Here is a 23092-nt window from a genome sequence, read left to right on the forward strand (position 1 = left end):
TTGTAAAAACTGCTATTACAAACGCTCAATAGTCGGCTTGTACTTTTCGAACTGCGGGATAATTTTTGCGTCCCCGTAGATCGTCACTTTTACCTTTGTTGGATCGAAATGTTTTTGAATTGTCTGATTGATATCTTTCAAATGAATCGCCGTTACGTTTTTATTAAAGTCCGTCAGATAGTCAATGCCGATACCATAGAAGTCCAAAGCCAATATATTGAAGGCCAAGCGGTCCGCCGTTTCAATAGCTCTTGGGAACTGTCCGATAAGTTGGTTTTTCGCCGCCGCGAGCTCGGTTTCGTTAGGTCCCGTACCGACGTAATCTTTTAAAACTTTAAGACTTTCTTCGAGGGTCTGCCCTGCGGTTTCGTTCTTTGTAAATGTACTTATTTCAAAACTCCCCTTCTCTTTACGAGTGTCAAAGTAGGAATAGATCGAATAAGTCAGACCCAGGTCATCACGAACTTTTTGGTTTAAACGGCTTGCAAAGCCGCCACCCAAAGTTTCGTTGGCAACACGCACGCGGATGTAATCTGCGCTGGCTCTTTCAATGCCCAGTTGTGAGATACGAATTTGCGTTTGCTGCAAATTCTTTTTCACAATAAGTTTCACTTGCAGACCTTCAATCGCAGGTGGTGCCGTCACTTTCACGTCAGGCGCGGTACGCTTTGTCCATTTGCTAAAGATCTCTTCGACTTTATTTTCAAATTCTGGAGAGATATTACCAACCACTGCGAGCGAAGCATTGTTAGGACGATAGAACGTCAGGTAATGCTTGATGATGTCTTGCTTTCTAATTTGCGGCAGACTCTCTTTCGTTCCATTCACATCACGTGAATAAGGGTGCTCTCCGAAAAGAAATTGATCCGCTTCATCATCCGTAAATGACGACGGGTTGTCGATTTTCTTTTGAAGGCCAGCCAACATTTGACTGCGCAGACGATTGATTTCGCGATCTTTAAATGCCGGATTCATTGTCACGTCTGAAAACAAAGTCAAAACCTCATTGGCATCCATCGACAGAGCGTCTGAATAGATCGTCGTAAAATCAGCTCCGGGAGCAATATCCAATGAACTTCCAATTTGCCCAAAATCATCTGCGACTCTCATGGCATCACGAGTTTGCGTGCCCTGCTCAAGCAGATATGCTGTGAGCGCATTCAACCCGGCAATGGGCTCTTGCATCGTACCGGTTTTCACCAACATCGTGAGGCTAATACGCGGAAGAGTGCTATCTTGGATGAAAACAAGTTTTAAACCATTGGCCAAAGTTTTTTCTTTATAAGGCTGAAGTTGGAAACTGCCATTGCCTTTTTGTACATAACCCGGAGGTGCTTTTTGTGTTGTCTTTTGGCTTGCGCAAGCCACAAATTGGAAAGCAACAAACGCGCATAATAAAGTCGAAATAAGTTTATTCATAGTCGGCTATTCCTTTTTCGCTTTCGGCGCAAGAGTGATGATTGAACGCTGAGTTTGTTGAGTGTACTTCTCGGCAACACGTTTGATATCATCAGCTGTCACCGCATCGTATTTTTCAAGATCGGTGAAAAGAGTCTCGTAAGTTCCATTGACAATTTCATTCACCGCCAAGGCACGTGCTTTTCCGTCCATTGTTTTCAGGCTATCGACGAGATCCTTCATGACTTGAGTTTTGGCTTTTTCCAGTTCTTTCGGAGTGACTGGCGAATTGCGAAGCTTCCAGATTTCGTTATACACGATATCCAAAGCCTCTTGTGTTCCTTGGCCCGGCTTCAAGCTAACACCTGCTGCCAAAACACCGTAATCTTTCATTGAGTAATTGAACGAGTATGCAGATGTCGCGATTTGTTTTTGATAAACCAGCTTGCGATGCAAACGGCTGGAAGTTCCGTTGCCCAAAATATTCGCCGCCAAGTCCAAAGCATACATATCCGGATCTCCTTGTTTTGGCGCGCGGAACGCAACAACAAAAGAGCTGTTTTGAACATCTTTGTGAAGAATGGCATTTTGCTGCACGGTTTGAGCTTTTTCTTGCGCCAGTTCTTTTTGCGGCAATGGTCGCGAAGGTAGTTTACCGTAATACTTCTCGATCAAACCTTTTACCTTTGAAGTTTTGAAGTCCCCGACCAACACCAGAACAGCGTTATTTGGTACATAGTAAGTGTTATAGAAATAGCGAAGCTTCTCTACATCATACGCTTCGATGTCTTTCATATAACCAATTACTGGCCACTTATACGGATGAGCTTTAAAGACAGTGCCCATCATCAGCTCACGCACAAGACCCATTGGATTATTATCGACGCGCCAACGACGTTCTTCTTTCACGACTTCTTTTTCGCTTTTTAGATCTTCAGGGTTCAGCAACAAAGAGCTCATACGGTCGACTTCCATATCCATCACCAACTCAAGCTTTGAGCTTGGTAAGTTTTCATAAAAGCCTGTGTAGTCATTGGTGGTGAAGGCGTTATTGGTGATTCCGTTTTCATGAAAAATACGATCGAAAGATTTGCCGTCGTATTTCTTCGCACCCTTAAACATCATATGCTCAAGCATGTGAGCCGCACCTGTCACACCTGGCGATTCATCACGTGAGCCGACACGATACCAAGTGTGGTAGCTCACCATCGGAACGGCATGGTCTTCTACAAGGATCACGGTCAAACCGTTTTCCAAAACAAAGCGCGTGACTGGCAAAGAAATTTTCAGGTCGTTCTTTTTAGACCAACCTTGAATCGCGCCGATGACTTCATTTTTTGTGGGACCGACGGGAGGAGTGGGTTCAACAGCATATGCAGACAAAGCAAAGCTTAAGCCCACGAGAGCGGGAAAAAATCGTTTCATAAACACCTACAATCCTTGTAAGAGAAAACCACCAGATTCATTGTGAAATCCGGGGTCTCACCTGACAAGAATTAGAGGATATTTAGGACTTAGGGGCGGGCAAAAAGAGCCGCCTATTGAACAACGAAATCAGAGAAGAAGACGTCTTTCACGATACCACGGTGAAGCAGTGAGTTCACCTCCATCGCAATCTTGTCTTTTAGAAACAACTTACCTTGAATGGTTTCAAGCTCCGTGAAGGACTTGTCATTTAAAAGGCGGACAATTTTATCGCGGGCTTTGGCGCGGTTTTCAGGCTCCATGACCTCTTCAAAACCGTTCTTACCTAACATTTGTAGATTTACTTCCAAACGAATCGTGCGCTTAGGCTCGCCACCTAAATTCACCGTGAACTTATCCATGGTGTAAACCAAAGGTCCGGCTTCTTCAGAGCTGGTTGAGGCCAATTCCTCTTGCGCTTGTTCCTCAGTAATCTTAGGGCTGTGCCATCCGATTGTGGAGGCATAAACAAGATAAGCACCGACTCCCATTACCGCCAAATTCAGAACGGCAAACACGGCCTGAAGAATTGCACCTGTATTTTTTGGTTTTTGGGCAGCTTGCTGCTCTTGCTTTTCAGCCATAAACACCTCTACTCAGATTTTATCGGTGAATCAGTCTAAGGTCTTAATGACTCTATGCTTATTTTTCGAGGCAAAATGTTTCGGAAAGTGTCTACGCTTTGAACACTTAAGGGCAAAGACTTGACAAGAAACAGACTTCTTCCGACATAATATCATATGAGTTTATTTCTCAAGAGTTGCGCAATCATTCTACTCGCGATGCCTAGTTGGGCTGACTCAACGAAGGCTGCGGATTCTCAAAAAGAGACGGCGAATTTGCTGCCAGCAAGTTTGCTTCAGATCTCTGAGACGGAAGCTTTTTCTCGCTATGTTCTTCTCGTTGATAAAGAGCAAAGAGTTCTGTCTGTATTTGAGCGCAACGGTGAGCAAATCAAAAAAATTCAAGACTACCCTGCTGATATCGGCAAAATGGGTGGCAACAAGACCAAACGTGACGACCACAAAACTCCCGAAGGTATTTACTTCCTAGAGAAAAAACTCTCGCAACCAGAGATTCCTTTTAATTTGTATGGTGCGATGGCCTTCACAACGAACTATCCAAACTTGTTTGATAAACGCGAAAATAAAACGGGCTCAGGAATTTGGCTTCATGCAATTCCAGATTCAGTTCCCCTCACTCGAGGTTCTCGCGGTTGTGTCGTGGTTCGCAACGAAGTCATCAAAAAGCTTGAAGACTTCGTAAAACTCAAAGAAACACCGATTTTGATTTTTGATCATGTCGACTACATCTCGAAAGATGAACACGATAAACGTCGTCAATCGCTCACTCAATTTGTTGAGAGCTGGCGCCAAGCTTGGGAAAACCAAGATATCGAAAAGTATATGACGTTCTATGACTCTGAATTTAAAGCACCCGGCTTTAACTTCGCCTCATGGAAAGCTCACAAAGCGAACTTGAAAAAGAACTATGAGTTCATCAAAGTTCACTTGTCTCAGCCATATATCGTTCAACATAACGAACAATTGTTAGTTAAAACGTTGCAGCGCTATGAGTCCGACAAACACGTCGACTACGGTGTGAAGACTATCTACGCATTGAAATCAGGCGACACGTACAAGATCATTCGCGAAGAATGGACTCCTTTTAATCAAAAAGAAGTCACAGCTGCGATAGCGCGCGAAAACAGCCTCACAGCTCAACAAGCTCACCAAGTACAGTAATTAATTCGCTTTAAATTCGCGGTTTAAACAGAGCGGGCCCGACCGGGGCTCGCTTGCTTTCATCACCGACCACAAGTGCGATTTTAAATTGATAGATGGGCAGTATGGCGTAAGTGATCTCATTTTTGTCCTCCTTTAGATAAAAGAAATTGCATGTGATTGCTGGTTGATTCTTTTAAATGAATTTTAGGTGTCGAGTCTGCAAAGGCCACAAGAGCAAGAGCCAAAAGACTGACAATGAGTGATGCCCTTTGAAGGGTTTTTTGAAGTGCTGTCCAAACGGACCGACCGATATTCTGTTTCATAAACCATTAACTCCTTTCTTTGGTTTTTTATGAATCGAAACAGATAAAGATTTTTTGTTAGTTTAAAATTATTTGAACCTCATTTTTCTATGAACCTCCTTTCATAAAAAAAGTGAGAACACCTTTTTCCCTGTCAAGGTTCACAAATAAAAAAACCCACTCTTGCGAAGTGGGTTTTTAGGTCCGTAAAAATTTGAACAGATTGGCTTCTTGGAGACGGGAGAAGGAACTGTACGTCCGTCCTGCGACACCGGCTCATGCAAAGGAGCCGGTCTGAGCGAATTTTTAGTGGTTGTCGTCAGCTGAAGAGCCTGTTTTGCCATCGATCGTGAATGTGATCGCGTTGCTAGCAAGGTCTGGAAGTGTTTCTAAGTGCTTTTGCCACTCTTCTTTAGAAACTTCACCGATAGTGATGTTTCTCTCTGTCATTCTTTTATCGTATTTCAAATTTTTATTAGCTTGAGCTAAAGACATGACTTTCTCCTTTGTCGCACCTGAAGCCCTAGATATAGCCAAAAAACATAGCTAAGTCCAGAGCCCTGTCAGAACCAGTAACTAATTCCAGTATTTCGGGGGTTTATCAGATTTTTCGTTATCGACGACCAAACGGAGATTACGTCCTTTGGTGCGAGTTCTCTTCTTAAGATCGCTCTTATTCTTCCAGTCCTTCGCTTTGAGGCAAATATAACCGGAAACCAAGCCGCCCAAGTGGGCCAAGTAAGCTGTTTCAGCACCACTGACACTTGAAGTCATAAGTGACGCCAATTGGATCAGACCCATCACGGCCACAAACCATTTGGTCTTCATTGGGAAGAGCATGAAGAAATAAACTACACGCTCCCCGAACATCATTCCCTGCGCCAAAAGCAAACCAAACACAGCGCCCGAAGCCCCGACAACTGGGACAATCATGCCCGTGTGCGAACCCGTCACCATCGAGTAACCCCATACGCCGATACAGTACAAAATCGCCGCACCAACACCGCAAGTCAGATAATAAATCAGGAAAAAACGACTGCCCCAACGCTGCTCAAGCTCGGCCCCAAAGAACCAAAGCATCAGCATATTGAAAAGGATATGCGTGACCTGCAAAGAGTGCAGGAACATGTAAGTAAAAATTTGCCAGATTTGGAATTCAAAAATGACTTTGCCCGGGAAGAGACCAAAGATCGACGTGAACGGAATTCTTAGAAATCCCTCCACCATCACTTGCAAGATGAACCAAATACCAACGTTGATGATCAACAACCACTTTACAACCGGAGTTATAGCGGGTGTCGCGAAAGTCATACCTCTATTCATATGTTCCTAAAATACTCTAAAAAACGCTCGTAGGTCTGCTCAAGACTTTCAACCAAGACCTTGGTCTCAGCTATAAGCGGGAAAAAGTTCAGATCCCCAGCCCAACGTGGAATCAAATGGTAGTGCAAATGTTCCGGAATCCCCGCCCCGGCCGTTGCACCATGGTTCAGTCCAACATTGATACCGCCGGGCTGATAGAGTTCATTGAGAGCGCGCATTGCTTTACGCACGCAATCCTGCACATCTGCAAACTCAGCTTCAGAAAGCTTCAACAAATCTCCGCAGTGGCGCAATGGCAAAACTAAAAGATGTCCTGAGTTGTAAGGAAATTTATTTAGAACAATCATCGAATGGTCTGTCTTGTACACGCACAAAGTATCAAAACTTTGCTCTTCTTTTGAGGCTTTGCAAAACACACAGCCCTCAGGCTTCACCAGTTTGCGAACATACTTCAGACGATCCGGTCTAAAAAGAACATCTCTTTCCAAAGGCCAAACATCTTTCCCGATCCGTAAAGACGCGGAAGAAGCTTTTTTAGCAGCAGCTTTCTTTTGGGGAGCTGCCGCTTTTTTCTTTTTTGCAGGAGTCTTTTTTGCCATTCGCATTCAGCCTTTTACTTCCAGTAGCCTGGCATCATGTACAGTGGCTGATTCAAGTATTCAGAGCGAATCACGTACTTGATTGCATTTTCAATTCCAGCAGCGCCCGCCTTACCTTTCAAAAGGTCTGCGTATTCTGCCAAAGAATTGATATCGTCTTCTTGCTCAGACCCACCTAGATCGAAAATGCTCATACGCTTTTTGGGAATTTCGAAAAGTTCATAGTCATCCCCTAGCTTTGCTTCTTTCGCCGCCAATTTCACAGCGTCTTCAAAGAAACCCACTTCATCAGCAAAACCCAACTTCACTGCTGTTGCACCTGTGAACACGCGGCCATCGGCATATTCAGTGACGGTTTTTTCGTCGAGTTTTCTTTCCGTCATCACTGTTGTTTTAAACTGCGCATAGACTTCATCGATCATGCTTTGAAACAAAGCTTTCTCATCGTCGCGCATGGGACGGTATTCAGCACCTGAGTCTTTGAATTTTCCGGACGTGATGGAATAGCGAGAAATTTTCGCCCAGTCATAAAGCTTTTCAAGATTCGCAAATTCCATGATCACACCGATTGAACCAACCAGTGCCCCTGGCGCCACAATGATTTTGTCGCATGCAACCGCTGAGTAGTAAGCTCCGCTCGCCATCACACCTGTGCTCACGCAGATCACTGGCTTTTTGAGTTCTTCGCGAACTTGTTTGATTGAGTGATAAATTTCTTGAGAAGGTCCAACTGCTCCGCCCGGAGAGTTGATGTTGATCACGATGGCTTTAATGCGATCGTCGTCTTGATATTTTTTGATGTTCTTGAGGAATTTCTTCCCGTTCAAAATCACACCATTCATATCCAATTGCAGGATTGTGTTTTTAGAAGTGAGCTTCGTTTCCGTCTCACCAAAAAAACCACCCGACATCTTGAGTAGGAAACCCAGGGCAATAAAGACAACAACTACGATCATTAATTTTTTAAGGAAAGAACCCTTCATAGACATCTCCGACAGATAGATTCTGAATAGAGATAAGGTTCTCGCGCTTCCGCCACACTGTCATGACGCGAAATGATAAGTTGCCCCGTGGTAGGCCCGATAAAACAAAACCCCCGGTTTTAGGCCGGGGGTTCTGTGATGATTTACATCTTTCGTAAACCTGACGAGGAATTAACCTTTGTTGTCAGATTTTACGTTTTTCAACTGATCAGCGAAAAGATCGCCAAGAGTTGATTTAGAAGTCGCAGTTGCTTTCTTCACGTAGTCATCAACGTCAGCTTTCGCTTCACGAAGTTTAACTAGTTTAGAAGAAAGACCGATCTTACGAGCATCTTTATCGATAGAGATCACTTCAGCTTTTACAGATTGACCTGGCTTAATGAAATCTTCAACAGAGTTGATTTTCTCAGTAGTCAGTTCAGAAATGTGGATCAAACCTTCGATATCAGACTCAAGCTCAACGAAAGCACCAAAATCAGCTGTTTTAGTTACTTTAACGTCGTGTTGTGTACCGATAGCGTATTTAGATTCGATGTTTGACCAAGGGTCAGATTCAAGTTGTTTGATACCCAATGAGAATCTTTCGTTCTCGATATCAACACCTAGAACAACCGCGCGAACTTTTTGTCCTTTAGCGTACATTTCGTTCGGGTGGTTAACACGTTTTGTCCAAGAGAAGTCAGAGATGTGAACAAGGCCGTCGATGCCTTCTTCGATACCAATGAACACGCCGAAATCAGTTACTGATTTCACTTCGCCTTCAATGATAGTTCCTGGTGGGTAAGATTCTTTCAACTCAACCCAAGGATTTGCTTGAAGCTGTTTCATGCCCAAGCTGATGCGACGGTTTTCAGTGTCAACTTCAAGTACTACGACTTGAACTTCGTCACCTACGTTAACAACTTGAGAAGGGTGTTTCACACGTTTTGTCCAAGACATTTCAGAAACGTGGATCAAACCTTCAATGCCTTCGCCCAATTCAACGAATGCACCGTATTCAGCCAAAGATACGACTTTACCAGAAAGTTTAGTTCCTGGAGGGTAAGAAGCTTTTACTGATTCCCAAGGATCAGAAGTCAATTGTTTCATGCCCAAAGATACGCGTTCTTTTTCTTTGTCATACTTAAGAACTTTAACTTGGATTTCGTCGCCAACATTCAACATTTCTGAAGGATGTTTTACGCGGCCCCAAGACATATCAGTGATGTGCAACAATCCGTCCATGCCACCAAGATCGATGAACGCACCGTAGTCAGTGATGTTTTTAACAACACCAGTAACAACTGAACCTTCAGCCATAGTGTCCAAAGTTTGTGAACGGAGACTGTCACGCTCTTCTTCAAGAAGCGCACGGCGAGAAAGAACGATGTTGCCACGCTTTTTGTTGAATTTGATAACTTTGAATTTGAATTTCTTGCCAAGGTAAACGTCCATGTTGCGAACAGGGCGTAGATCGATTTGAGATCCAGGCAAGAATGCTTTAACGCCGATATCAACGCTCAAGCCACCTTTAACTTTAGCAACAACAGTACCTTCGATAACTTCTTCGTTCTCAGCTGCTTTAGAGATGTCAGTCCATGCGCGAAGCATGTCAGCTTTGTCTTTAGAAAGTACGATCATGCCGTTTTCGTTTTCGATACGGTCGATAAGAACTTCTACTTTATCGCCAGGTTTTACGTCACGAACGCCGTCAACGATACGGAATTCATTGATCGCGATCAAACCTTCAGATTTGTAGTTGATGTCTACAAGAACGTAGTCAGATTGAACTTCTACTACAGTACCTGTAACAACGTCGCCAACTTTGAAATCTTGTTCTTTCATTGATGCTTCGAACATTGAGTCGAAATCACCTTTGTCAGCTTTTTTGTCACCGTAAATGCCTGGGTTCGATGGAACCTTTGCATCTTCAGCATCCAAGAATGCTAGAACTTTTTGTCTCTCAAGTTCGGCCTTGTTTAATTGTTTTGTCATATCGATTTTTGTAAACCTCCAACGTAGTAAAACCTCCTGGGTCTTACCCGTCACCTTTCTTCACCTCTTTGGGCGAAACACTGGTTTAGCGATCTAAGGGTGTGAAAGTCAAAGGATTTACGCAGGACATTAGCTTTTCGTGGTCCTGTGTTATGCTCCCTTACAAAGCCGGTTTCGGTCGGTCGATATTTGGGTATTAATTTCAATATCTTAGAATAGAACTGAGGCCTTGTTCGCGGCAGGCTTTCTCCAAGCGGATTCCCTCGATCCACGCTTCGGGAGCGTTCAAAGCTGTGCGGAGCCCCCAAAGAATGGCGGCTTTATCTTTAAAACTAAGCTCACAAAAGCCGGTTTCAACGTAACAACCCACGTGGCTTTCCATAGCGGCCTTACGGATTCCAGAACATTGGGTGCCCTGGGAAATTTCTTCTGCGCGCGATTGCAAGCATTGGCGATTTTCCCGGAGCCACTGCTGTGCTTCGAGAGAAAATGACTTTTCAGAGTCTAAATATTTTTGGCAGTAACGATGCCCCCACCCGATCCAATAACCCTGTTTACCACATGGATTGTGCTCTTCTGCGCAGATATAATAATCGCAAGAGGAATAGCTGCTCGGGCAATAGGCAATTGCAGCAATTGACCACGAACTAAAAAGAGCAAATAGGAACAGACTTTTCATAAGCAGAGTGCTTAGCAAGCCCCTCAACCACTTGTCCAGTACGGATGACAAATTGAAAATTCAATAACATTGCGTCCACATTTAATGAACTCAACACTACGAAATTCTCAGGGAATACTAGTTGATCTCTTCGCCCGGGGATTTATTGCGCTGTTGCTTAGCACTGCTTAACATTAGTTAGATGAAACTGCTGAACCGGCGCGGATTTATAAAGTCTCTGATCTTGCCAGCTCTCTTGGCATTTGGAAAACCCGTCTTGGCGTTTTCGAATGCGCACCTACGAAGAGCCCGTCGTGTCGGCGGAACAGGAACTCTGCGCTGTGCTCAGACCGTCAAAATCGTTGCCGGCTTAAGCAGTCAGCAGCTTCTTCGCACGTCTCATTTAATTAAGGTTGTCGCCACACAGAACGATACACAGTCGCTACGATGCTCACATGCCATTCTCATCGTAGCCGTCCCAACTCCGTAATTCTGAAAGGGTCCAATTATGGCGCTTATGTACATTGATGGTTTTGAGGGATACGCATCTCGCACGGACGTCACAGCGGTTGGAACGAGCGCATGCCGCTTTACCACACTTGATTCTTCGGTCGCTCTGAGTTCGAGTATTTATCGCACGTCTCAGGTCACCACTGCGAACTCTCGCAGTCTTTATGCACCTGGAAACCAAGAGTTTGTACTCAGCATGCCTTCTAAAACCGAAATCATCATCGGTTGCGGCGTTTACATCACCACGACAAATTCATTTGCTTATACGATTTTCTGTGTGGGCGGCACTGGTTACTCAGGACAAGGAATTGCTTTTGCCATGAACCCTGGCGCGGGAACATTTAGTATTCACACTTCAGGTGGAAGCGGAAATCCCGGAACCACTTTAGGAACGGCGTCGGGCACATATTCTCACAGCACTTGGTATTATGCTGAGTTGCGCGTGAAATTAGGAACCACAACGGGTGAAGCTCATCTGCGGATCAACGGTGTATCGGTTCTTTCATTAACAAACATCAACACGGCGGCTGGAAGTATTTCGTCGTACGGAATTATTGGACGTGGCACTTCTACCTCGATATCAGTTTATTTGGACGACCTTTACATATGTGACACCAGTGGCTCGACCAACAATACTTTTCTTGGACCGATCTCTGTTTATGGTCTTTTGCCTACGGGTGCCGGTAGCTCCACGCAAATGGATGCTGTCGGTGCGGCCTCAAACTGGCAGGCCGTTGGAGATGCCACCGCTGACACTGCAACTTATGTTGAAACCACTGTCACCGCAGAACAAGATTACTACACGTTCCAATCTCTCCCGGCAGGTATCACATCGGTATTCGGCGTGGCACTCCGAACTCGCAACACCACGACTGATAATGGCGGCAGAAAAATACGCTTGAATCTAAAAAATGCAGCCAATGTGATCAGTTCGACTTTACGAACACTCACAATGAGTAGCTGGTTGTATGAATTTTTCCTGAGTGAAACAGCACCTGACGGATCTGCCTGGAGCAAAACTTCGGTTGATAGCACCGAAGCCGGCATTGAAGCCCAATAAAGCAAAAGACAATCCCAGCGGGATTGTCTTTCTGTTTTTTTCGAATTAATCGAGTTGAGCTTCGCAGCGGTTCATTTCCGCTAAAAGCTCTTCTTCTTTTTGATAAAGACGACGTCTTTTATCTTCGAGATCACGGATCTTGTCGCGCAACTTGGCTTCATCCAAGGCCACCAGCTTGCCTTTTTCATCGTAGCCGAACTTACCTGCTTCAAGCTGACCCAATTCTTGATCTTGAATGATGATTTCACGAGCGGCCAATGTGAAATGGGAAGCTCCGTCGCCACCTTTGTTTTTCTTATTCACTTGCGCCACGCACTTTTCAAGTTTGCCGTACAAACCGCGGGTGCTGAAACGCTTGCTACCGTATAGTTCATCTTGCTTGTGCTTGACGGAAGCTGCCAATGTACGAAGGTGTTCTGTTAATTCTACTTTGTCTTGAACCATGATTTCTTTATCTTCGTTCACACCCAAAGTCGTTCCACCCGTAATCATCTCGCCTTTTTCTTGCTGAGTTTTGATGTCTTGGTCTTTGATATCTGCGTCTTTTTTAGACTTCGAACTACAAGAAACAACCGCCAATAGAGAAGCCAATAATAAAATCTTTTTCATCGTTTTATCCTCGTGCTTATTTTCTTACTGTTGACCAACGCTTGCCGTTTGCAAGGCAGCTGGCTTTTCCAGAAACGCTATCCGGACTGCGATTTAACCAAGCTTTCAATTCAGCATCGCGATCTGTGTTCATCAAATCACCATAGTTCACGCGATAGTCGTAAGCCAAAACCCAGTCGCCCAAACGAAGTGAGAAATTGCGACGGAAGTTCGTTGCGTCCTTAGCGCTGTCGTCGTTTACAAACGCACGCTCCGCAAGGTCTTCTTGCACCAACCAACCGTTCGCAACAGCCGTTTTAACCAGTGTTTTTAGGGAAGCATTTGCATCGACATATTCGCAAACAAAAGCATCCATGTCGGCCTTTTGTTCCTTTGCGAAGTCAGGGAATTTTTCAGTTTTTGGAACAGCTTCAAACTTATGATTCACATAGTTGTTCAATGATACTTTGCAGGCTTTGATTTCGGTGTCGTACCAGTCGTCTTGAGATTCGTAATTCTTTTTGTAACGCTCAAAACGCTTGATGCGATTCGTAAGCTCTTCTTCAGTCAACATCACAAGCTCGCCTTTTTCGTCAATGCCGATTTTCTTTGTGATCTTTGCTTCTTCTTTGCTCAACACAGTTTTAGGAGCTGGATCCACCATTTCCCATTTGCCGTTTGATTTTGCACGAAGCTCGATACGACAGTCTTCCAGAACGCCGTATTTTCCTTTGTTGCCGTAAGTTTTATTACCGTAGATGCCTTCTTCCATGCCGTAAACTTCACGCTGCAAATCAAGCAAGTAAGTCGCCAGGCTTTCTTTTTTCTGAATGATGTAGTTGCCGTCTTTGTTCTTGCCCAATGTTTCAGAGCCGACGGTCTTTTTGTCTTTTAGTTCAGTGTCGATTTCTTTGATCTCTTTTGATTTGCAGCCGACTGCAAACAACACCAATACCAAACTCGCTATCAACGTGGTGTTCTTAAGTTTCATTTTATGCTCCTCTTCCCTTAAAAGGGATTTAGCAACCTTGTGTAAAAGGCTTTGCATAAGTGAACTCTATAACTCTTCTGTCGACAACCAAAACGAGCTGCGTCTTAGGGCATGGACTATTAGGAAAATGCAATGCGTACGCGTTAAACGCGGTGTTTTTGCTTTACAGATCACAGCCTCACAGAACTGTTTGAGAAAAGCGACACTGTCCGGATTTTTTTACACTGAAGAAGGCATAAAAAAAGCGGTCTCAGAGGACCGCTTTGAAGTATTAGATTTTACCTTTAACGAAGTCGTAAACGCGGTCTACAACCTCATTTAGATTCAGTTCCGTCGAATCCAGCATCAATGCATCTTGTGGTGCCGCCATAGGTGCCACTTTACGAGTGGAATCTTGGTGATCTCTTTGCTTTTGAGCTTTCACCATGTCGTCTTGATCAAGACCCAACTCTGCTGCTCGACGAGCAGCACGGTGCTCGCTGGAAGCTGTTAGAAAAACTTTTGCTTCCGCATTTGGAAAGACAACTGTTCCGCAATCACGGCCTTCAGCGACAAGACCTTTTGGACCATTTGCACAGTTTCTTTGCGCATCTAAAAGAGCTTTACGTACTTCTGGATAATGAGAGACTTTGCTTGCGTAATTACCCACGTCTTCGTGAGCAATTTTGTCTGTCACATCTTCGTCTTTGAAGAAAACTTTCGTGCGGCTTGCATCGAGTTTAATTTGCCAAACGGGATTATGTGTCAGTTCCGCCAACGCTTTAACGTCATCCAGATCAATTTGCAGTTCAATGGCAGCGTAAGCAAGTCCACGATAAAAAGCACCTGTTGAAACCCATTGCCAGCCCAAACGCGCAGCAAGTTCGCGACTTACTGTCGATTTGCCAGAAGCTGCAGGTCCATCAATCGTCACTACCATTCCCATAACTCTCCAAAAACTCAAATACTCAAAAAACTGAAACTATTAAAGTGGCGGCACTTCTTTAAGAACTTCTGCCAGCGCTTTAAACGCGGCTTCGTTCTCGTGCTCCAAACCTACACTCAAACGCAAATGCGTTTTAAACCCGTAGTTTAAAAGAGGACGCATAATGATCCCGCGACGCAAAAGTGCTTCATTCACCTTGGCGGCGTCTCGAAGGGTGTCAAACATGACAAAGTTCCCCTGGGATGGAATGTAAGGCAGGCCTAATTCTTCTAGCTTCTTGTAAAAGTAATCAAGCGCTTTCCAACAAATTTGCTGCGAGCGTTGAATAAATTCTTCATCTTGCAGAGCCGCATTTGCAGCAACCTGCGCCAAATCGTTGACATTGAAGGGCTTGCGCACCCGGTTATAAACTTCAATGACTTCTTTTGGAGCAATCATCGCACCCACGCGGAAACCCGCGAGGCCGTAGATTTTGGAGAAAGTTCGCAAAACGATGAGGTTCTTATATTTACTTAAATACTTCTGCGCAGACACATAGTCTTTGGCGCGCACGAACTCATTGTAGGCTTCGTCAAAAATCACAACGACGTCTTCTTTATTGCCGACTCTTTCAAGGAAAGACTCAACTTCAGTTTGATTCGCGTATGTACCCGTAGGATTGTTTGGATTTGCAACAAAAATGATACGAATTTTTGCAGCATTTTTTTCGTAAAAATCTGCGATCGCATTTAAATCAAAGCCAAAATCTTTTGTATGCGGCACTTCGTAAATCGTTGCACGATTGGCTTGAGCGCTGACTTTATAGGCAGCAAACCCCGCTTGCGATGTCAGAACACCTTCGCCAGGTTCACAGAAAATGCGAGTCAACAGATCAATTAATTCATCACTGCCATTGCCAAGAGCGAGTTGTTCAACAGGAAAATTCCACACTTTTGAAATCGTGTGCAGTAACTCATATTGAGAGGCATCTGGATAAAGCTGTTGGTGCTGCAAAGCATTTTGAACAGCGGCGAGCGCTTTCGGACTAGGACCTAAAGGATTCTCGTTACTTGCCAGTTTATAAACAGTTTTTAGACCATACTCGCGTTGAGTTTCTGAGATCGGTTTTCCCGGTTTGTAGGGAACCATGTTGCGAATTTCAGGAGAAATCTTCACTTTCAAATCCTTGTTCGAGGTTCTTACAAGATCGTCTCAAAGATGCTTTCCATCTGGCGATCTTTTTGCTAATTTGCGACACTACGTTGTAATATCAATCCAAGTTAAATTCAATAGTGAGCGTTTAAAAATGCAGACCGTAAATGTATTAGGACTGAGTCTGGGCGAATCTTTTGTCGAATTCGCTCTCCTGACAGACTCAAAGGTGATCGCCGTGAAGCGATCGTATCTACCAAGAGAAAATATGAAGAGCTCCCTGCAGGCTTTTCTGGATGCAAATAAAGAAACTCCGATTCACGAGGCTTATGTCAGCCTTCGCGTTCCTCAAAAGATGTTTGACCATCGACTAGGTGGTTCAGTTGCCACTCTTTCAACGGCAGGTCTTGAAGAATGGCCGGCTTTGCAAAATGCCCAACAAGACATTGTGATCAATAAAGAACTTCAATGTTCAGTTGCCGAGAGAATCAGCGCTGACGGTCAAGTGATCACACCACTTCGTCTTGAAGACCTCGAACCTATTGCTGCAAAACTTGAGTCCTTAGACTGCAAAAAAATCTGTTTGCAATTCTTGCATGCGGGACTATTCCCGCAACATCAAAACCAAGCCCGTGATTTCTTCCAAGCAAAAGGTTTTGAAGTTTTCTGCCCCACTGGCTCTGACAACCCAGATGAAACTTCCAGATGGCGCACGCATTCACTAAATGCCCTTGCGGCGTCTGTGTTTACCGAATTAAAGCAAGATCTTTTGGGAATTCTCACAACACGAGTAGCGGATGAGAAAATTTTCTTCCTTAATTCCAAAGGCACTTTAGAGAAATCATCAGAGACGCAAGCTTTGTCAGGACACTTGTCACACTTGGCAGCTCTTGCGGCAGCTTCAGCGGATTCGAAAAAAGATTATTTGTACTTGGGCCTTGAAGGATTTTATCTCATTCATCCCGGACAGGAAAATACCCACTGGCATTCACCATGGGGTCATTTGGAACTTCCTCACGTCAAGTTTGAGCAGTTGCAAGTTCACCCGACACAAAGAATTGATTTGAATTCTTTTGGTCGTTTGGATTTTTTAAATACTAATGAAGGCTGGGAACCAGGTCCCATGATGATGGGCCGTGGGCAAAAGCCAACTTTGATTGATCTTTGGTCTGAACACGCCAAACTCACAGAACTTGAAACTTTTGCGGATCGCTTGGTTGCGGCTGGCCAACAACGTTTTAAAAACACGCTTTTCACTCTCTCAAAAGCCAATGGCTCAGGTTCATCCGATTTATCGGGTCTGATGAAAGGACTGCAAAGTCTGGCCGTGCAAAAACTTGTGACAGAAGTGATTTTAAAAAAGAAAAATGCAAAGATTCAAATCATGGGACCTTTGAGTTCTCTTTTTGCGAATGGCTTTAAGAAAGATTCTCAATCAACAGTAGACACGCAAGAGTATGGGGAAGCAGCGGCGATCGCCACTTGGGGCCGCTCTTTGGCAAAGGCACGCTAATATGAATTATCAAATTGAACTCTTTCATTCTCTTTTGCAGCAATTTCTAACTGGCGAATCCGCACTTTTAACTTTAGACGGTGAAGTTTTAGCCTTGCGTGGGAAAGATCCACTAAGCTATGGCACACTGTCAGCCTCAGCAGGAACAGTTGCGAAGTACTTGCGCATGCAAGAGGGCGATATCGTTTTGATGAATGACCCTTATTCTGGTGGCACTCATCTAAATGAAATGACTTTTGTCACCGCGGTTTCCGAAGATCTTATCTGGGTCAAACGCGTTCCGCACACAGCAAAGGTCCAAGCTGGCAAATCCATTGAAGATGAAGGTCTGCGCATTCCACCCACTCCGGTTTTCCAAAAAGGTCAGTTGAATGAGACCATCCTCGGCGCAATGCAGGCGCATCCTCTTTGCCCGCCACATTTTGCGAAATGGGTTCACGAAAAGTGTCAGGAATTTTCTGTCGCCTCCAAACGCTTCATCGAGGCGGTTGAGGTTTCGGGCTTGGCTTTAACGGCTGAGTTGATTGAAGAATATTGGCGCATGTCCCGCGAAATGGCTTCGCAAAGAATTTCAGATCGCGCCTATGGTGAAGCACGTGTCGATTATGTTTTAGATAGCGGCGAACTTTTGCGTTTGAATCTGGAAACTCGCGATGGTCGCGTGATCATGGATTTCAGCGGAACTTCCGGCGGTAAAACTGTTTTCATGACTGAAACGGCGGCGGCATCTGTTTGCTTCCATGCCATTGCTTCGTATTATGGTTTTGCTGAATTTGCGAATGCAGGAACCTTGTCTTTGCTCCAAGTGATCAAACCAACTGGCTGTTGGTTGATGGCCAAATACCCAGCACCAACGTTTAAAGGAATGACTTGCGGTAAAGCAGCTCTTCAAAGCAGTATTGAATTGGCGTTGTCGCATATTCATCCAAAAAAGGTGACGTCGATCTCAGCTCACTGCCCTATCTTTGTCGAAATCAAGACTTCGGATCGTCAAAACTGCTTGCGACTTTTTGGTGGCCAAAGCGGCCAGCAAGGTCGCGTCGGATTGGATGGATCGGTTTGCGTTTCTTCAATTGAACAAATTGAACGCGATTATCCAGTGCGTATCAGTCAAATCAATAAACGTGATTCAAGTGGCGGCATTGGTAAATTCTCAGGTGGTCGCGGGTCTTTGCTTCGTTTTGAAATTTTAAAAGATCTGGAAATCAACTGGCTCACGGATTTAACTTTGTATCGTCCTCGCTTGGTTCGCACTTGCACTCATGGAGATGCATGTGAAGTGACACTGGAGCGTGACGGTCAAATTAAGACTCTCCCCGTTTTAGGGAAAGAAATCTTTAAAGCCGGTGACTTTGTCACATTTGCCTCGGCTTCTGGCGGGGGTTCCGGCCTGCCTGAAAAGCCTGAAGCCTAACGCATTTGAAATGCCTCTGAGGCTGATGTAGACTCAGAGGTATGAAAAAGCTCATTCTATTTCTTATTACATTGTGTCTGGTACCTATGGCATTTGCCAAAAAGGAGTCTTCGATGAATACGAAAGAAGTTGCGTATTTAGCAGGTGGTTGTTTCTGGGGTATGGAAGATCTTCTGCGTAAGATTCCGGGTGTGACAGAAACGGAAGTGGGCTACATGGGTGGTGACCTCAAAAATGCCACTTATAATATCGTTAAAACTGGAGCCACAAATCACGCGGAAACAGTAAAGATCACATTTGATCCAAGCAAATTAAAATATTCTGATTTGCTTCGCCACTTTTTCAAAATTCATGATCCTACGACGACAAATCGCCAAGGAAATGACGTCGGCACTCAATATCGCAGCGTGATTTTTTACACTTCACCTGAACAAAAGCAAACAGCCGAGGAAGTAAAAGCTTTGGTCGATAAGTCCAATGCTTGGAAAAAACCCGTCGTTACACAGATCAACAAGGCCGGTGATTTCTGGTCCGCAGAAGAATATCACCAGAATTATTTACAAAAAAATCCTGGCGGATATACCTGCCACTATGAAAGAAAGCTGGATTTTTAACGCTCCTTTAACAGCAGGGTTACAATTGCGAAAGGTCTCATTTTCTCAGTGGAGATTTGTTTAGAGACAACGTATTGCCTTCTCGTAACTGAGGGGTCAGTACATGAAGACGAAATTCACACTTTTAATGATAGCGCTGAATCTCGCAACAATTCTTACCACGAAAATCGTGAAAGCAGACACGATCTCCATTCGCTCCGACTTATGGTGTCCTTATGCTTGCGACGAAAACTCTCCCCGTCCAGGCTATATGGTGGAAGTTGTAAAACACATCTTTTCCAAACATGGTCATCGTATTGATTTCAAAACTACCAACTGGGTTAATGCAATCAAAGAAACTCGTTCCAATAAAATCAATGCTCTGATTGGATGTAGCCATAGCGATGCTCCGGACTTTATTTTCCCTGAGCGTCCTTTGGGCCAAATGATCAATCACTACTTTGTCGTTAAAAATTCAAAATGGAATTACAACGGACGCCAGTCACTCACGGGACGCAAAGTCGGCGTGATCGCGGGCTACACTTACGGCGACGGCGTTGACAACTTAGTTAAAACCAAACACAAGTCCTTGGTGATCTTTTCTGGCAACGATCCATTGGGACAGATGTTGAAAGCCGCTGACAATGGAACAATCGATGCATTTGTCGAAAGCCCTATGGTTTTGCGTTTCTATTTATCGGGAAAGAAAATTCCACTTGATGCTTATAAGCCGGTAAGCCCGAATATGGCCAACGATCCGGATTTGTTCATCTCGTTTTCTCCAAACAATCCGAAATCAGCGTACTATGCTGAGTTGATCAATAAGGGCATTGATGAAATGCGCCAGTCTGGTGAACTTCAGCGCATTTTGGACCGTTACAGTTTGACGGATTGGCTGAACCGCCAAGTGATCGCCGCCTTAGGCTTGAATCACCTTAGCTCCGACAGCTTCCATGGCCCGCTTGATTTGCTCAACGTGCTCCCGACTCGAAGTCTCTAAAACAAAATCAATTCGTGTCTCTCGCAATGACAATCCTTGAGAGACACGATCATGTCGCACTTCTAATACGTTGGCTTTGTTTTCAGCAATTGCTTGAGTCAAGCGGCTCAGATTTCCTGGAACGTCATCCACGATCACAGATAATTCACACAGGCGACCGCGAACGATCTGACCACGGTCGATAACTTTACTCACGATATTCAAATCGATATTGCCACCGCTGATCAGGATGCAACATTTTTTACCGAGGTTCAGACCTCTTTGCATAGCTGCTGCTAAAGCCGCGGCACCGGAACCTTCCGCAACAGCTTTGGTTCTTTCCATCAAGAACACAATGGCTTCGGCAATTTCGTCGTCGCTCACCGTGACGACTTGATCGACGTATTTTGAAATGAAATTCTCATACATTTCTGGAGATGGATTTTTGATCGCGATACCATCGGCGATCGTTGCAATACGCTTGGGCGGAGTTGTTGGATTTTGTTTGTTGTACAGGCAGGCCATTCCTGGCGAACGGTCACTTTGCACGCCGATAACTCGCACACTTGGTTTTAAAGTTTTTAAAGCCAAGGCAACGCCGCTGATCAGTCCGCCTCCACCGATTGGCACAATCACGGTGTCAACATCCGGAAGCTTTTCTAGAATCTCAAGTCCAATGGTTCCCTGCCCGGCGATCACAAATGGATCCTGGTAAGGATGAACAAAAGTATAGCCGTGTTCTTTTTCTAACTTTTTGGCGTGTTGAAAAGCGTCGTCATAAATTTCTCCTTTTAGCACAACGTTAGCGCCGTATGCTCTTGTCGCTGACGATTTACTGATGGAAGCTGTTTCCGGCATCACAATCGTAGCTTTGACTCCCATCAAGGATGCGGAAAGGGCGACCCCTTGCGCGTGATTTCCCGCGGAGCTTGCAACGACACCGCGAGATTTTTCTTCTGCTGTGAGATTTGAAATTTTGTTGTAGGCACCACGAAATTTAAAACTGCCTGTGCGCTGAGTGTTTTCAAACTTAAAAAAGATTTCGCTCTTTAAAAGTTTGCTCGCACTCAACGAGTGACTGAGTTCCGTCTGGCAAATGTGGCTCTTTAGAAGTTCGCGGGCTTTCTGGATATCTTCGATTGTGACTTTCATTCCGCCATCTTAAAGGGGCGCCCTTATTTTTACTATGTCCTACTGGACCTCGGAGCGCTGCGTTCCCGCCTTCGTTGAAGAACACTTTAGTACTAGACGTTGGACGGGAAACTCGCTGGCTAGACTCTTTCTCTCGCCTCGGCCTCCGAAGAGGACATGAGGAGTATCTTATTTTGAGTTTATTTCGGCGAGTTGTTCATCTTTTTCTAGCACTTAGCATCTTTGCGACTTCTGCTTGGGCAGAGGTTCCTGAAGAATTGCAGAATCTGGTTTTAACCGGAGATATGAACGCGCGCTCCTCTGTCGACTTCCGTACCAATGCTAAGAACGTCACGGCTCTTGTGCCTAAAGGCACGAAGGGAACCGTTGTCGAAGTTCGCAAACTCAAACGCACTGGATCTTACGGTATCAAGATGAAAGTGACCCAAGTCGGTCGCAACAACGGAAAGAATCTTGTAAAAAAAGACCAAGAGGTGTGGGTTTATTATTCACAAAAAGATCCTTGGTTGAAATTCCGTGATCCAGATAATCAAACTGTTCAAGATCCCGAAGGCGCGCTCACGGCGCAAGCCAAACGTGATGGTGAGTCGCTGCCAGCTATCGAGGGAACTGTAAAGAATCCGACGTTGCCTACTCGTGAAGAAGTTTTAAGAACTTCTGTTGATCCAAATCTTGTCATGAAAGATCGCAATACCACTGAGGGCGCTTGGTGTACAACAGGAACATGCGCGACCCAACAAGTGCCAGTTCATGATCCAAAAAATATTCAGCAAGTCGAAGATGTGTTGAACGCAATGCCGGCAACGCCGCCACCTCCAACTCAAAAGACCGTCAACAAATCGACTCCGCCTGATCCAAACAACCCATGGGCCAATGACGACTACATTATGAGTCACGCCAACAGTAAAGAAACACAAAATTCCATTCGTCGGGCAATGAGCAATAAGCGCGGACGCTCCTATGGATATTGCTATCGTTATGTAAAGCGCGCACTCGTTGCGAGTGGACAGGTTCGCAAATACCCGCCGGGCCGTCACGCTCGAGATGCAGTGAAAGACCTTAAAGCTCAGGGTTGGGTCAATTTGCTTGATGATCCCCGTTATAAAAATAAAATTAAAAGTCCAGCTGATGTCCCGAAGGGGGCTATTATGGTAACCTGGACAGAGGAAGCGCACGAATCGGGAGACATCGCGATCAAAACTGATTGGGGTACTAAGGGTGGCTGGGTTTCAGAATATTACAGCCCTCGTCCGATGATGTTGCAACCCAAAGGGCGCCGCAAAGCCCGACGAGGTTTTCCATATAAAATCAAAGGCGTGATGATTAAACCAGTAACAGGAGATTAGTATGAAACATCTTATACTCATTCTTACTTTCCTATTTTGTTCGTCAATTACCTTTGCTGGTTTTAAAACCGCGAATGAAGCTCAGTCCAAGCTAAAGACTTTTCAAACCAAAAGCTTTGACCTCAAAGACGAAAAATCCATTGAAAAAATGGAGGACGACTTGGTAGACAGTCTCATTGATGCCGTTGAATTTGCGACAAAAGGTCCTCTAAATGCAGAACTCACGAGGGAAATCGTTCGAGTGGCGCTCGTATTGCTCAAGCAAGACAAGACAAATTATGGCGCGGAAATCATCCTTCCGCTTTACAAAAAAAATGAGTCAGAAATGAGAGCTATTCTTAAAACTCTACCTAAGGAAGACTCACAACTGTTAGAAAAATCCCTCAAAGGTGCCTCAGATGAGGCTTCTGGCGTGGAAAATTAGGTCCTGATTCTTTAAATCTATTTAAGAAACCTACATCT

General features: G+C 44.7%; 24 protein-coding genes. 9 read left to right on the forward strand and 15 right to left on the reverse strand.

The window, feature by feature from the left end; translation table 11 throughout:
- Positions 1–15: 15 nt before the first annotated feature.
- The 3 genes from ACLWOR_RS16805 to ACLWOR_RS16815 form a co-directional block, all read right to left on the reverse strand.
- Positions 16–1419, reverse strand: a complete 1404-nt coding sequence (locus tag ACLWOR_RS16805) for a M16 family metallopeptidase (RefSeq protein WP_413941965.1) — start codon at positions 1417–1419, stop codon at positions 16–18.
- 6 nt (positions 1420–1425) lie between these two features.
- On the reverse strand, positions 1426–2823 hold the full coding sequence (locus tag ACLWOR_RS16810; protein ID WP_413941966.1) for a M16 family metallopeptidase: 1398 nt from the start codon (positions 2821–2823) through the stop codon (positions 1426–1428).
- 113 nt (positions 2824–2936) lie between these two features.
- Positions 2937–3446, reverse strand: a complete 510-nt coding sequence (locus tag ACLWOR_RS16815) for a flagellar basal body-associated FliL family protein (protein WP_413941967.1) — start codon at positions 3444–3446, stop codon at positions 2937–2939.
- A 156-nt stretch (positions 3447–3602) separates the two neighbouring features.
- Between ACLWOR_RS16815 and ACLWOR_RS16820 the strand changes: the two genes are divergently transcribed.
- Complete coding sequence (locus ACLWOR_RS16820) at positions 3603–4607, forward strand: L,D-transpeptidase family protein (RefSeq protein ID WP_413941968.1); 1005 nt, start codon at positions 3603–3605, stop codon at positions 4605–4607.
- 119 nt (positions 4608–4726) lie between these two features.
- Here the strand turns inward: ACLWOR_RS16820 and ACLWOR_RS16825 are convergent, their stop codons facing one another.
- The 7 genes from ACLWOR_RS16825 to ACLWOR_RS16855 all read right to left on the reverse strand — a co-directional run bounded on the left by ACLWOR_RS16825 (position 4727) and on the right by ACLWOR_RS16855 (position 10449).
- Positions 4727–4912, reverse strand: a complete 186-nt coding sequence (locus tag ACLWOR_RS16825) for a hypothetical protein (protein ID WP_413941969.1) — start codon at positions 4910–4912, stop codon at positions 4727–4729.
- Positions 4913–5197: 285 nt separating this feature from the next.
- Positions 5198–5386: a hypothetical protein gene (locus ACLWOR_RS16830; protein ID WP_413941970.1), complete on the reverse strand. Its 189-nt coding sequence runs from the start codon at positions 5384–5386 to the stop codon at positions 5198–5200.
- A gap of 81 nt (positions 5387–5467) precedes the next feature.
- The gene (locus ACLWOR_RS16835; RefSeq protein ID WP_413941971.1) at positions 5468–6214 is read right to left on the reverse strand and encodes a rhomboid family intramembrane serine protease; all 747 of its coding nucleotides are present in this window, start codon (positions 6212–6214) and stop codon (positions 5468–5470) included.
- A complete protein-coding gene (locus tag ACLWOR_RS16840; RefSeq protein WP_413941972.1) occupies positions 6211–6819 on the reverse strand; it encodes an HIT family protein in 609 nt (202 codons plus the stop codon). The genes ACLWOR_RS16835 and ACLWOR_RS16840 overlap by 4 nt, the downstream gene beginning before the upstream one ends.
- An 8-nt stretch (positions 6820–6827) precedes the next feature.
- Positions 6828–7796: a signal peptide peptidase SppA gene (gene sppA, locus ACLWOR_RS16845; protein WP_413941973.1), complete on the reverse strand. Its 969-nt coding sequence runs from the start codon at positions 7794–7796 to the stop codon at positions 6828–6830.
- Positions 7797–7967: 171 nt separating this feature from the next.
- Positions 7968–9770: a 30S ribosomal protein S1 gene (locus ACLWOR_RS16850; RefSeq protein WP_413941974.1), complete on the reverse strand. Its 1803-nt coding sequence runs from the start codon at positions 9768–9770 to the stop codon at positions 7968–7970.
- A gap of 202 nt (positions 9771–9972) precedes the next feature.
- Positions 9973–10449, reverse strand: a complete 477-nt coding sequence (locus ACLWOR_RS16855) for a hypothetical protein (protein WP_413941975.1) — start codon at positions 10447–10449, stop codon at positions 9973–9975.
- Positions 10450–10630: 181 nt separating this feature from the next.
- Here ACLWOR_RS16855 and ACLWOR_RS16860 point away from each other — a divergent pair, with 181 nt between their 5' ends.
- Both ACLWOR_RS16860 and ACLWOR_RS16865 read left to right on the forward strand, forming a co-directional pair.
- A complete protein-coding gene (locus ACLWOR_RS16860) occupies positions 10631–10918 on the forward strand; it encodes a hypothetical protein (protein WP_413941976.1) in 288 nt (95 codons plus the stop codon).
- A gap of 18 nt (positions 10919–10936) precedes the next feature.
- Positions 10937–11998: a hypothetical protein gene (locus ACLWOR_RS16865; protein WP_413941978.1), complete on the forward strand. Its 1062-nt coding sequence runs from the start codon at positions 10937–10939 to the stop codon at positions 11996–11998.
- 45 nt (positions 11999–12043) lie between these two features.
- On the opposite strand, the gene ACLWOR_RS16870 is transcribed toward ACLWOR_RS16865, so the two are convergent.
- From ACLWOR_RS16870 to hisC, 4 genes are all read right to left on the reverse strand, one after another.
- Positions 12044–12607, reverse strand: coding sequence for a hypothetical protein (locus tag ACLWOR_RS16870; RefSeq protein WP_413941979.1), 564 nt, complete (start codon positions 12605–12607; stop codon positions 12044–12046).
- Between the two features lie 16 nt (positions 12608–12623).
- Positions 12624–13577, reverse strand: a complete 954-nt coding sequence (locus tag ACLWOR_RS16875; RefSeq protein ID WP_413941980.1) for a hypothetical protein — start codon at positions 13575–13577, stop codon at positions 12624–12626.
- Positions 13578–13848: 271 nt separating this feature from the next.
- Positions 13849–14502 (reverse strand): (d)CMP kinase, encoded by a 654-nt coding sequence (gene cmk, locus ACLWOR_RS16880; RefSeq protein WP_413941981.1) that lies wholly within the window; start codon positions 14500–14502, stop codon positions 13849–13851.
- A gap of 39 nt (positions 14503–14541) precedes the next feature.
- Positions 14542–15657, reverse strand: a complete 1116-nt coding sequence (gene hisC / locus ACLWOR_RS16885; RefSeq protein ID WP_413941982.1) for a histidinol-phosphate transaminase — start codon at positions 15655–15657, stop codon at positions 14542–14544.
- 244 nt (positions 15658–15901) lie between these two features.
- Here hisC and ACLWOR_RS16890 point away from each other — a divergent pair, with 244 nt between their 5' ends.
- The 4 genes from ACLWOR_RS16890 (at position 15902) to ACLWOR_RS16905 (ending at position 20153) form a co-directional block, all read left to right on the forward strand.
- Entirely contained in the window at positions 15902–17146 is a 1245-nt protein-coding gene (locus ACLWOR_RS16890; RefSeq protein ID WP_413941983.1) for a hydantoin utilization protein, read from the forward strand.
- 1 nt (position 17147) lies between these two features.
- Positions 17148–18560 carry a hydantoinase B/oxoprolinase family protein gene (locus ACLWOR_RS16895; RefSeq protein WP_413941984.1) on the forward strand — a complete coding sequence of 471 codons (1413 nt, stop codon included), beginning with the start codon at positions 17148–17150 and terminating at the stop codon, positions 18558–18560.
- 41 nt (positions 18561–18601) lie between these two features.
- On the forward strand, positions 18602–19174 hold the full coding sequence (msrA, locus tag ACLWOR_RS16900) for a peptide-methionine (S)-S-oxide reductase MsrA (RefSeq protein ID WP_413941985.1): 573 nt from the start codon (positions 18602–18604) through the stop codon (positions 19172–19174).
- Positions 19175–19277: 103 nt separating this feature from the next.
- The gene (locus ACLWOR_RS16905; protein WP_413941986.1) at positions 19278–20153 is read left to right on the forward strand and encodes a substrate-binding periplasmic protein; all 876 of its coding nucleotides are present in this window, start codon (positions 19278–19280) and stop codon (positions 20151–20153) included.
- Here the strand turns inward: ACLWOR_RS16905 and ilvA are convergent.
- Positions 20073–21284 carry a threonine ammonia-lyase gene (ilvA, locus tag ACLWOR_RS16910; RefSeq protein ID WP_413941987.1) on the reverse strand — a complete coding sequence of 404 codons (1212 nt, stop codon included), beginning with the start codon at positions 21282–21284 and terminating at the stop codon, positions 20073–20075. The two genes, ACLWOR_RS16905 and ilvA, sit on opposite strands and share 81 nt — an antisense overlap.
- A 173-nt stretch (positions 21285–21457) precedes the next feature.
- Here ilvA and ACLWOR_RS16915 point away from each other — a divergent pair, with 173 nt between their 5' ends.
- Positions 21458–22630, forward strand: a complete 1173-nt coding sequence (locus ACLWOR_RS16915) for a hypothetical protein (RefSeq protein ID WP_413941988.1) — start codon at positions 21458–21460, stop codon at positions 22628–22630.
- Position 22631: 1 nt separating this feature from the next.
- Complete coding sequence (locus ACLWOR_RS16920) at positions 22632–23054, forward strand: hypothetical protein (protein WP_413941989.1); 423 nt, start codon at positions 22632–22634, stop codon at positions 23052–23054.
- Positions 23055–23092: the final 38 nt, after the last annotated feature.

It is taken from the genome of Bdellovibrio sp. HCB2-146 (assembly GCF_047345725.1).
Classification (GTDB): domain Bacteria; phylum Bdellovibrionota; class Bdellovibrionia; order Bdellovibrionales; family Bdellovibrionaceae; genus Bdellovibrio.